Origin of the sequence: uncultured Ralstonia sp., assembly GCA_913056305.1 — a bacterium.
Taxonomy (GTDB): Bacteria; Pseudomonadota; Gammaproteobacteria; order Burkholderiales; family Burkholderiaceae; genus Ralstonia.
The window spans coordinates 1-11059 of the sequence record CAJXMR010000157.1 but is presented as its reverse complement, the minus strand read 5'-3'; the positions used below and the strand labels follow the sequence as shown (position 1 = coordinate 11059).

Annotated in this window: 10 protein-coding genes and 2 pseudogenes; 11 read left to right on the top strand and 1 reads right to left on the bottom strand. The window is 66.3% G+C overall.

The window, feature by feature from the left end:
* From araH to QZ609_RS19510, 9 genes and pseudogenes are all read left to right on the top strand, one after another.
* Positions 1-134, top strand: a pseudogene (gene araH / locus QZ609_RS19550) (L-arabinose ABC transporter permease AraH); the annotation flags it as partial.
* Between the two features lie 123 nt (positions 135-257).
* Complete coding sequence (locus tag QZ609_RS19545; RefSeq protein ID WP_295498323.1) at positions 258-1172, top strand: SMP-30/gluconolactonase/LRE family protein; 915 nt, start codon at positions 258-260, stop codon at positions 1170-1172.
* Complete coding sequence (locus QZ609_RS19540; protein WP_295498320.1) at positions 1153-2031, top strand: aldose 1-epimerase; 879 nt, start codon at positions 1153-1155, stop codon at positions 2029-2031. The genes QZ609_RS19545 and QZ609_RS19540 overlap by 20 nt, the downstream gene beginning before the upstream one ends.
* Before the next feature lie 3 nt (positions 2032-2034).
* A complete protein-coding gene (locus QZ609_RS19535; protein WP_295498317.1) occupies positions 2035-2832 on the top strand; it encodes an SDR family oxidoreductase in 798 nt (265 codons plus the stop codon).
* 2 nt (positions 2833-2834) lie between these two features.
* Positions 2835-3470, top strand: coding sequence for a 2-dehydro-3-deoxy-6-phosphogalactonate aldolase (locus tag QZ609_RS19530; protein WP_295498314.1), 636 nt, complete (start codon positions 2835-2837; stop codon positions 3468-3470).
* On the top strand, positions 3467-4615 hold the full coding sequence (dgoD, locus tag QZ609_RS19525) for a galactonate dehydratase (RefSeq protein WP_295498311.1): 1149 nt from the start codon (positions 3467-3469) through the stop codon (positions 4613-4615). The genes QZ609_RS19530 and dgoD overlap by 4 nt, the downstream gene beginning before the upstream one ends.
* A 109-nt stretch (positions 4616-4724) precedes the next feature.
* A complete protein-coding gene (tkt, locus tag QZ609_RS19520) occupies positions 4725-6743 on the top strand; it encodes a transketolase (protein ID WP_295498308.1) in 2019 nt (672 codons plus the stop codon).
* 77 nt (positions 6744-6820) lie between these two features.
* A complete protein-coding gene (gene gap, locus QZ609_RS19515) occupies positions 6821-7819 on the top strand; it encodes a type I glyceraldehyde-3-phosphate dehydrogenase (protein ID WP_295498305.1) in 999 nt (332 codons plus the stop codon).
* A 392-nt stretch (positions 7820-8211) separates the two neighbouring features.
* Positions 8212-9264 (top strand): LysR family transcriptional regulator, encoded by a 1053-nt coding sequence (locus QZ609_RS19510; protein WP_295498302.1) that lies wholly within the window; start codon positions 8212-8214, stop codon positions 9262-9264.
* Between the two features lie 79 nt (positions 9265-9343).
* Here the strand turns inward: QZ609_RS19510 and fur are convergent, their stop codons facing one another.
* Complete coding sequence (gene fur, locus QZ609_RS19505; protein WP_295498300.1) at positions 9344-9775, bottom strand: ferric iron uptake transcriptional regulator; 432 nt, start codon at positions 9773-9775, stop codon at positions 9344-9346.
* Between the two features lie 154 nt (positions 9776-9929).
* On the opposite strand from fur, the gene QZ609_RS19500 reads away from it, so the two are divergent.
* Together QZ609_RS19500 and QZ609_RS19495 are read left to right on the top strand one after the other, a co-directional pair.
* Positions 9930-10595, top strand: coding sequence for an outer membrane protein assembly factor BamE (locus tag QZ609_RS19500; protein ID WP_295498299.1), 666 nt, complete (start codon positions 9930-9932; stop codon positions 10593-10595).
* Between the two features lie 106 nt (positions 10596-10701).
* Positions 10702-11059, top strand: a pseudogene (locus tag QZ609_RS19495) (4-hydroxy-tetrahydrodipicolinate reductase); the annotation flags it as partial.

Here is an 11059-nt window from a genome sequence, read left to right as displayed (position 1 = left end):
TGATCATGGGCACCGTGCAGAACGCGATGAACCTGCTGAACATCGACGCGTTCTACCAGTACCTCGTACGCGGCGGCATCCTGCTGGCGGCGGTGCTGGTGGATCAGTTGAAGAATCGCGGTGGCCGCGATTGAACCGGGGGGTGGCATGAGCAATAAGCAGGGGCCCCGCGTAGCGGGGATGCGCACGTCCGCGAATGCAAGCAGACACCGACACTATCCACGCGAAATGACCGACACGATCAAGGAGGTGGCTGCATGACGACCGCAACCCTCCTCTCCGACCTGCGCTGCACGCTGGGCGAAGGCATCCTCTGGGACGACGCGCTGGGCGTGCTGTGGTGGACCGACATCCAGGAGTCGCTGCTGTGGCGCCATGACCCGGCGACCGGCCAGGAACGTCAATGGCCGCTGCCACAGCGCCTCGGCTCCTTCGTGCTGACCGACGAACCCGGCGTACTGATGCTGGGCCTTGCCAAGCACGTGGCGCGTTTCGACACACGCACGCACACCATCACGCTGCTCGCCGACGTAGAGCCAACCAACCCCACCACGCGCGTCAACGACGGCCGCGCCGATCGCGCCGGTAACTACGTCTTCGGCACGATGCACGAGGGCGGCCCGGAGCCGACCGGCAGCTTCTACCGTTTCACGCCGTTGGGCGTGCTGCAGCGGTTGGCACTGCCCAACATCGCGATCGCCAACAGCATCGCCTTCAGCCCGGACGGCGCGACGATGTACTGGTGCGATACGCATAGCCGCCGCATCCACGCGTGCGACTACGACGGCCAGACCGGCGAGGTTGCCAACATCCGCGTGTTTGCTGACTTACGCGATGCGGATAGCGGCACTGCTCACAAGGGCTCGCCCGATGGCTCTACCGTCGACGCCGACGGCTGCCTGTGGAACGCAGAGTGGGGCGGTAACCGCCTGACGCGCTATGCGCCGGATGGGCGCGTACTGGCGCATGTTCCGGTGCCAGCATCGCAACCGACCTGCCCGGCATTCGGCGGGGCAAGATTCGACACGCTGCACCTGGCGACCGCACGCGAGGGGCTGTCTGCGCAGCGCCTGGCCGAAGACGTGAACGCCGGTGCAGTCTTCCAACTGACCGTGCCCAATGTGCGCGGATTGCCGGAGGCCCGTTTCGGCCATGCCCACGTACCCGCTTGAGAATGGCCTGCTGCGCGCCGAGGTGCTGCCCGCCTCCGGTGGCGGCCTGCTGCGTTTCGACTTGCTGCGCGACGGTGAGTCGGTGCCCATCTTCCGTCCAGGCAATCTCGACGAGGCGCTGAGCGAACCCAAGGCGCTCGCGTGCTATCCGTTGGTGCCGTGGTCCAACCGTATCGGGGGCGGCCGTTTCGCCTTCGACGGCAAGACCATCGAGGTGCCGCTCACGCGCGACGACGAACTGTATCCGCTGCACGGCCACGGCTGGCTGATGCCGTGGCACCAGGTCGCGCAAGGCGAGACCTTCATCGAACTGGCTGCCGTGGTCGACCACGGTCAACCGTTCCGCTATCGGGCATTGCAGCGCTACACGCTGGCCGGCAACACGCTGCAGATCACGCTGACGGTGCGCAACGAAGGCGCGCCGCTGCCGTTCGGGCTGGGCGTGCATCCATTCTTTCCGCGCACGCCGGATGTGCGATTGCACGCGAGCGCCACCGGCATGTGGCAGGCCGCGCCTGACCATCTGCCGATCACGCTGCAGGCGCCGCCACCGCACGCCGATTTCCGCAAGCGCCGGTTGCTGGAGCCCGGCACCACCATCGACCACAGCTTCGAGGGCTGGGGCGGCCAGGCCGAGGTCGTCTGGCCCGACCGGCGTCTCGCCGTGGCAATCGCCGCAGACACCTCGCGCTACGTGCTGTACACCCCGGCCGAGCACGACTTCTTCTGCTTCGAGCCGGTCGATCACACCATCAACGCGCACAACCTGCCGGGCCAACTGCAGGACCATGGCCTGACCCTTCTCGGCACCGGCCAGAGCCTGCAGCGCGACTACCAATTCACCGTGACATCGTTCTGACGCATGACGGCTTCTCCCATGTCTTTCCCGCCGCGCCTCGCTGGCAAGGTCGCCCTGGTGACGGGCGCCACGCAGGGCATCGGCGGGGCTATCGCCAAGCTGTTCGCGCAGCACGGCGCGCGCGTGATCGTCAACGCGCTGGTGCGTGACGCACGCGCCGAAGCGTTCGCGGCATCCATCGGCACCGACGACAACATCCTCCTCGTGCAGGCCGACGTGCGCCAGCGCGACCAGATCGACGCGATGGTCGCGGCCGGCGTCGAGCGCTTCGGCGGCATCGACGTGCTGGTCAACAACGCGGGCATCAACGTGTTCTCCGATCCGCTCAAGCTCACCGAAGAGGACTGGGCGCGCTGCCTGTCGGTCGACCTGGAAGGCGCGTGGCATTGCGCGCGCGCCGTGCTGCCGCACATGCTGGCGCGCGGCGCCGGCAGCATCGTCAACATCGCGTCGGTGCACGGGCACAAGATCATCCCGGGGGCGTTTCCGTATCCGGTGGCCAAGCATGGGCTGATCGGGCTGACGCGCGCGCTGGGCATCGAGTATGCGGCGCGCGGCATCCGCGTGAATTCGATCTCGCCGGGGCTGATCCTCACGCCCATCGCCGAGGCCGGCTTTGCCGCCGCACCCGACCCCGCTGCCGAACGCCGCCGCCAGGCCGAACTGCTGCCATGCAAGCGCATCGGCGAGCCGGAGGAGGTGGCCTACACCGCGCTGTTCCTCGCTTCCGACGAGGCGCGCTTCATCAACGCGGCCGACATCCTGATCGATGGCGGCCGCTCGCAGCTGTATCACGAATGACGATGACCTGGACTGCACACCTACCGCTGATCGCCATCTTGCGCGGCATCCGCCCCGACGAGGTGCTGGCGCACACGCAGGCGCTGGTCGACGCCGGCTTCGACGCGATCGAGATTCCCATGAACTCGCCCGACTGGGCGCAGAGCGTGCAACTGGCCGCGCGCGCGTTTAGTGATCGCGCCCTGATCGGCGCCGGCACCGTGCTGCGGCCGGCAGATGTCGAGCTGATGGTCGCAGCCGGCGGCAAGCTGGTCGTCACGCCCAACACGAATGCCGACGTGATCCGCGCCGCCGCCGCGCGCCGCCTCGTCACCTGCATCGGCTGCATGACCATCACCGAAGCCTTCGCCGCGCTCGATGCGGGCGCCGAGGCGCTGAAGATCTTCCCGGCCGGCGCGCTCGGCCCCGGCTACGTGCGCGCGCTCAAGGCCGTGCTGCCGCCCGAGGTGCCGGTGTTCGCGGTGGGCGGCATCACGCCCGAGAACCTCGCGGACTATCTTGCCGCCGGCTGCGTCGGCGCGGGTCTCGGGAGCGACCTGTACCGGCCCGGCCAGCCCGTCGAGCGCACCGCCGAACGCGCGCACGCCTTCGTCTCCGCCTACCGCACCGTCCAATCCGACCGCACGATCCACCCATGAAAATCACCCGCCTGACCACCTACCGCCTGCCGCCGCGCTGGATGTTCCTCAAGATCGAGACCGACGAGGGCGTCACCGGCTGGGGCGAGCCCGTCATCGAGGGCCGTGCGCGCACGGTGGAGGCGGCGGTGCACGAACTGTCCGACTACCTCGTCGGCCAGGATCCGCGTCGCATCAACGATCTCTGGCAGACCATGTACCGCGCCGGCTTCTACCGCGGCGGGCCGATCCTGATGAGCGCCATCGCCGGCATCGACCAGGCGCTGTGGGACATCAAGGGCAAGGTGCTGGGCGTGCCGGTGTACGAGCTGCTCGGCGGCCTCGTGCGCGACAGGATGCGCACCTATAGCTGGGTCGGCGGCGACCGCCCGGCCGACGTGATCGCCGGCATGAAGGCGCTGCAGGCCGGCGGCTTCGACCACTTCAAGCTCAACGGCTGCGAGGAGATGGGCATCATCGACACCGCGCGCGCGGTGGATGCGGCGGTGGCGAAGGTGGCGGAGATCCGCTCGGCCTTTGGCAATACGGTCGAGTTCGGGCTGGACTTCCACGGCCGTGTTTCTGCGCCGATGGCCAAGGTGCTGATCAAGGAGCTGGAGCCGTACCGCCCGCTCTTCATCGAGGAGCCCGTGCTGGCCGAGCAGGCCGAGAGCTACGCCCGCCTGGCCGCGCACACGCACCTGCCGATCGCCGCCGGCGAGCGCATGTTCTCGCGCTTCGACTTCAAGCGCGTGCTGGAGGCGGGCGGGGTGGCGATCCTGCAGCCGGACCTGTCGCACGCGGGTGGCATCACCGAATGCCTGAAGATCGCCGGGATGGCCGAAGCGTACGACGTGGCGCTGGCGCCGCATTGCCCGCTCGGGCCGATCGCGCTGGCCGCCTGCCTGCATATCGACTTCGTGAGCTGGAACGCGACGTTGCAGGAGCAGAGCATGGGCATCCACTACAACAAGGGCGCCGAACTACTCGATTACGTGCGCAACAAGGCCGATTTCGCGCTGGACGGTGGCTATATCCGCCCGCCGCGCCTGCCCGGGCTGGGCGTGGACATCGACGAGGCGCTGGTCATTGAACGCAGCAAGGAGGCGCCCGACTGGCGCAACCCGGTGTGGCGTCACGCCGACGGGTCCGTCGCGGAGTGGTAAGCCGGGCAGGGGAGCGGTAAAGGCCCATCACAATTGCGGAAACCACCCCAGCGGGGTCATCCCCGTCTGGTAAAATCGCGGTTTTCCCGCCTTCCGCCCGCAGGTTCGCATGACCGCTCCCGCACTCCATTCGATTACCACCCAGCCCACCCAGTTGATGGCCAATGCCATCCGCGTGCTTGCCATGGACGCCGTCCAGCAAGCCAATTCGGGCCATCCCGGCGCGCCAATGGGCATGGCGGACATCGCCGTGGCGCTGTGGAGCCGCCACCTGCGCCACAACCCGGTCAACCCGCGCTGGCCGGACCGCGACCGCTTCGTGCTGTCCAACGGCCACGGCTCGATGCTGGTGTACGCGCTGCTGCACCTGACCGGCTACGACCTGCCGATGTCGGAGCTGAAGAACTTCCGCCAACTGCACAGCAAGACCGCCGGCCACCCGGAATACGGCATCACCCCGGGCATCGAAACGACGACGGGCCCGCTCGGCCAGGGCATCACCAACGCGGTCGGCATGGCGCTGGCTGAACGCCTGCTGGGCGAGGAATTCAACCGCCCCGGCTTTGACATCGTCAATCACCACACCTACGTCTTCCTGGGCGACGGCTGCCTGATGGAAGGCATCAGCCACGAGGCCTGCTCGCTGGCCGGTACGCTCAAGCTGAACAAGCTCGTCGCGCTGTGGGACGACAACGGCATCTCGATCGATGGCGAGGTCGTCCACTGGTTCAACGACGACACCCCGAAGCGCTTCGAAGCCTATGGCTGGAACGTGATCCGCGCCGTGGACGGCCATAACGTCGCCGCCGTGGAAGCCGCCATTGCCGAAGCCAAGAAGGCCGACAAGCCGACCCTGATCTGCTGCCGCACCGTGATCGGCAAGGGCGCCCCCAACAAGGAAGGCGGCCACGATGTGCACGGCGCCCCGCTGGGCGGCGTCGAGATTGCCGCCGCGCGCGAAGCGCTGGCCTGGCCGCACGCCCCGTTCGAAGTGCCGCAGGCCGTGTACGACGCGTGGGATGCAAAGGGCCAGGGCCAGGCGCTGGAGAAGGCCTGGAACGCGCTGTTCGACGCGTACTCCGAGCGCTATCCGGCCGAAGCCGAGCAATTCGAGCGCCGCATGCGCGGCGAGCTGCCGGCCAACTTCGAGAAGGCCGTCGCCGAATTCGTCGAGAAGTGCGAGCTGAAGGCCGAGACCATCGCCACCCGCAAGGCCAGCCAGAACACGCTGGAAGCCTACGGCCCGGTGCTGGGCGAGCTGCTGGGCGGCTCGGCCGACCTGACCGGCTCGAACCTGACCAACTGGAGCGGCAGCAAGGCCGTGCGCGTGGATGCCTGGGGCAACCACATCAACTACGGCGTGCGCGAGTTCGGCATGAGCGCCATCATGAACGGCATCGCGCTGCACGGCGGCTACATCCCGTACGGCGGCACGTTCCTGACGTTCTCCGACTACAGCCGCAACGCGCTGCGCATGGCCGCGCTGATGAAGCTCCGCTCGATCTTCGTCTTCACGCACGATTCCATCGGCCTGGGCGAAGACGGCCCGACGCACCAATCGATCGAGCACGTCGCCAGCCTGCGCCTGATCCCGAACATGGACGTCTGGCGTACCGCCGACACCACTGAAACCGCTGTGGCCTGGGCGGCCGCCATCGAGCGCCAGCACGGCCCGAGCTGCCTGATCTTCAGCCGCCAGAACCTCCCGTTCCAGGCGCGCAACCCGGCCACCCGCGAGGCCATCGCCCGCGGCGGCTACGTGCTGCGCGACGCCGCTGACGGCAAGCGCCCGGACGTGGTCATCATCGCGACCGGCTCGGAAGTCGGCCTGGCGGTTGGCGCCGCTGATCACCTGGCCGCCGAAGGCATCCAGGTGCGCGTGGTGTCGATTCCCGCCACCACCGTGTTCGACAAGCAGGATGCCGCCTACAAGGCCAGCGTGCTGCCGGCCGGCGTGCCGCGCATCGCGGTGGAAGCGGGCGTGACCGATTTTTGGTGGAAATACCAGGTGCAGGCCGTGGTCGGTATCGACACGTTCGGTGAGTCGGCCCCGGCGGGTGTGCTGTTCAAGCACTTCGGCTTCACGGTTGAGAACGTGGCCAACACGGCCAAGAGCGTCATTGCCTAACTGAATCTGCGCACGCGGCACCCACGAGGTGCCGCGTTGCCATCGTCGCTTTCATTTTTGCTATCAGGAGACTGACCATGACCATCAAGATCGGCATCAACGGCTTCGGCCGCATCGGACGCATGGTGTTCCGCGCCGCCATCGCCAACTTCAAGGACATCGAAGTCGTTGCCATCAACGACCTGCTCGAGCCCGACTACCTGGCCTACATGCTGAAGTACGACTCGGTGCACGGCCGCTTCGACGGCGAAGTCTCGGTCGACGGCGACACGCTGGTCGTCAACGGCAAGAAGATCCGCCTGACCGCCGTGAAGGACCCGTCGGAACTGGCCTGGGGCGAAGTCGGCGCCGACGTGGTGGTCGAGTCGACCGGCATCTTCCTGACCAAGGAAGGCGCGCAGAAGCACATCGACGCGGGCGCCAAGAAGGTGATCATGTCGGCCCCGTCCAAGGACGACACCCCGATGTTCGTCTTCGGCGTCAACGACAAGACCTACAAGGGCGAGGCGATCATCTCGAACGCTTCGTGCACGACCAACTGCCTGGCGCCGGTCGCCAAGGTGCTGAACGATAAGTGGGGCATCAAGCGCGGCCTGATGACCACCGTGCACGCCGCCACCGCCACGCAGAAGACCGTCGACGGCCCGTCCAACAAGGACTGGCGCGGTGGCCGCGGCATCCTGGAAAACATCATCCCGTCGTCGACTGGCGCTGCCAAGGCCGTGGGCGTGGTGATCCCGGAGCTGAACAAGAAGCTGACCGGCATGTCGTTCCGCGTGCCGACCTCCGACGTGTCGGTGGTCGACCTGACCGTCGAGCTGGACAAGGCCGCCACCTACGCCGAGATCTGCGCCGAAATGAAGGCCCAGAGCCAAGGCGCGCTGAAGGGCGTGCTGGGCTACACCGAAGACAAGGTCGTGGCCACGGACTTCCGCGGCGATGCTCGCACCTCGATCTTCGACGCTGAAGCCGGTATCGCGCTGGACGGCACCTTCATCAAGGTGGTGAGCTGGTACGACAACGAGTGGGGCTACTCGAACAAGGTGCTGGAGATGGTCCGCGTGGTGGCCAAGTAATCCTGCGCTTGTGCGGATCAGGAAGAACGCGCCTTCGGGCGCGTTTTTTCTTCTGATGCCTGGGTGGAGGCACGAGGCTCCTCGAGCCCCATGCCGGACACCACCATCGCCTCATGCAAGCCAAGTGATGTGGCTGGCGCTTAAAACGAGGCAGCACGACGGGACTGGGGTACCTGTTTTGCCGCCTTTGTTATGCAACGCAACGAAAACGTTTGCGAAGAGGCAAAATTCGGACGTGGTGAACGGGAATTCGCTTTGAAAATTGCTTCACAGTCCGTACACTGAACAAATACTACATTTGTGATGCAGTCGTGGTATCACGCTGCATTGGGCTGTTGCATCGGCAACGTTTGCCCGTTCAGCTTTTCAACGTGTCTGAGCCAAGGCGTCCCATGGTCAACGTCGATACCAAGTTGCTGGTGATTTTTGTCGAGCTGCTCAGCAAGCGGAACGCCACCTACGTGGCGGAAAAAATGCACATGACGGCGCCAGCGGTATCGCACTCGCTGGGCCGGTTGCGCGAGATCTTCGACGATCCGCTCTTCATCCGTGTGCCGCACGGTCTCACGCCTACGCCCAAGGCGCTCGAGCTGGGTCCTAAGGTGCGCGAGATGCTCGACCTGTGGGCCGCCATCAACGAGGGCGACATCGCCACGTTTGACCCGGCCGAAGCCACCGGCACCTTCAACATCAGCTTTGCCGGCACCCTGGGCGATGCCCTGTTCGACCGCTTCCTGCTGCGCGTCAAGCGCTTGGCGCCGGGGCTGCAGGTGCGGCTGACGGAATCGTCGTCGTGGGAAGCCGATGTGGCCGCCATGCGTGCCAATGAGCTGGATCTGGCGTTCTCGCCGTTCCCCACGCGGCATCCGGAGATCATGGAGGAGGTGGTGACCTCCTTCAACATGTGGGTCTGTGCGCGCCGCGATCATCCGATCCTGAATGAGCGCTGCACGCTCGAGCAGTACCTCGAGTGCGAGCACATCTTCATCGCGCAGGGCAACCCGGGCAACCGCGTGGCACCGTCGCTGATCCCGCTGGACTACGCGCTGCAGCAGCGCGGTCTCAAGCGCCGCTCCACCATGACCGTGCATGCGTGGCGCACGCAGGCCGAAGTCGCGGCGCAGACCGACATGATCTTCACGGCCAACTCGCTGATGAAGGACCTGGTCTGCGAGGCCTACAATCTCAACGCGTTCCCGCTGCCGGCCGAGCTGGAAACCGTGCTGGGCCTGAACATGCTGTGGCACCGCAGCCGCAACACGCACCCGATGCTGGTGTGGGCGCGCAACCTGTTCAAGCAGGTCGTGGCCGAGTACACCGGCCAGGCGTCCGCGGCACCGGCACACCCGCCGCTGCTGACCGACGAATCGGGCAAGAACGGCAAGGCCAGCAAGAACGGGAAGGGTGACGCAGAAAAGGAGGGTGAGGCGCGGCTGTCTGCCTGACACCCGCGCCCGACTCTCCGCCCCGCCCCAATGAAAAACGGCCGCACTGGATGCGGCCGTTCTCTTTTGTCACGCTGCGTCAGCGCTTCGGGCGATACGGGCAGGGGTCTTTCGTGCAGTTGCCATACAAGGACAGCGCGTGCTCCTGCAACGCAAAGCCGCGCGCACGGGCAATGCTCTGCTGGCGCTGCTCGATCTCGGCATCGAAGAATTCCTCCACGCGGCCGCAGTCGAGGCACACCAGGTGGTCGTGGTGCTTGCCCTCGTTGAGCTCGTAGATGGCCTTGCCCGATTCGAAGTTGTTGCGCGACAGCAGCCCTGCCTGCTCGAACTGCGTGAGCACGCGATAGACCGTGGCCAAGCCAATGTCCATATGCTCGGCGAGCAGGATGCGATACACGTCTTCAGCGCTCAGATGGCGCTCTTCGCTGGTCTGGAAGATCTCGAGGATCTTCAACCGCGGCACCGTGGCTTTCAGACCGATGTTCTTGAGGTCTGCAGGACTCGGCATGCGCCTGGCTCCCTAGAGTACAATGTTCGGATATTTCAATCATAAGGGTTTTGGCGGCAAAAGTCCTATTGACGGGCGTATCCGATACGTCCCGCGCCAGGCGCCACCGCACCCATACCGGGCTTGCCCGGGACCGTTTGAAGGCCGATCGCCCATGACCTTTTTCTTTGCGCGCAGTCCTGTCCGTTTTGCCGCCGCCAGCGTAGCAGCCCGTCGCGGCAGCCTCGTACTGGGCGCGGTGCTCGCCGCTTCGGCCCTGCTGGCCGGGTGTTCGACCTATGACAACACCACGCGCAAGATCGCCAATGCCATCACGCCGTATCGCATCGATATCGTGCAGGGCAACTTCGTCTCGCGCGAACAGGCGGCGCAGCTCAAGGAAGGCATGACGCGCGACCAGGTTCGCTTCGTGCTTGGTACGCCGCTGCTGACCGACATGTTCCACGCCAACCGCTGGGACTACGTCTTCTCGTTCAAGCGCGGCAACGCGAACGTGGTGCAGGAGCGCAAGCTGACCGTGTGGTTCGATGGCGATCGCCTGACCAAATGGGCTGGTGCGGATGAGCTGCCTTCCGAGACCGAGCTGATCGCCGAGATCGACGGCATCAAACGTCCGAAGAAGGAAGCCGCGGAAGCGGCGGCTGCTGCGGGGCAGGCCCCGGCGTCCCGTGCACCGTCGATCCCGTCGGCCGAGGTGAGCGACCGTGTCGAGTCGACCACCGGCGCCAAGAACACCGTGGACGTGACGCTACCCGAGCGCCGTACCGGCGGTGGCGGCACCGACGCCAGCGTTCCGCCGCCGGCCACCACGTCGCCCTGAAGGGTGCGCAGCCAGCAGCAGGCATGACATCTTCAAGCGAGCGGCGGACTGGTTCCGCCGCTTGTGCGTTCTACCGACCGAATTCTCTTTTTCCATTCCAACCGTCATGAAGATTGCGATTGCAGGGGCCTCGGGCCGCATGGGCCAGATGTTGATCGACACCGTGCTCCGCACGCCGGGCGTGACGCTGGGCGCTGCGCTGGACCGCCCCGGCAGCGATGCCGTGGGCCAGGACGCCGGCACGCGCCTGGGCAAGACCACCGGCGTGATCGTCACTGACGACGTGCGCGCCGGCCTGTCGCAGGCTGACGTGCTGATCGACTTCACGCGGCCGGAGGCGACGCTGCATCACCTGGACGTGGCGCGCGAGCTGGGCACCGGCGTGGTGATCGGCACCACCGGTTTCACCGCCGAGCAGAAGGCCAGCTTCAAGACCTACGGCGAGTCGATCGGCGTGGTCTGGG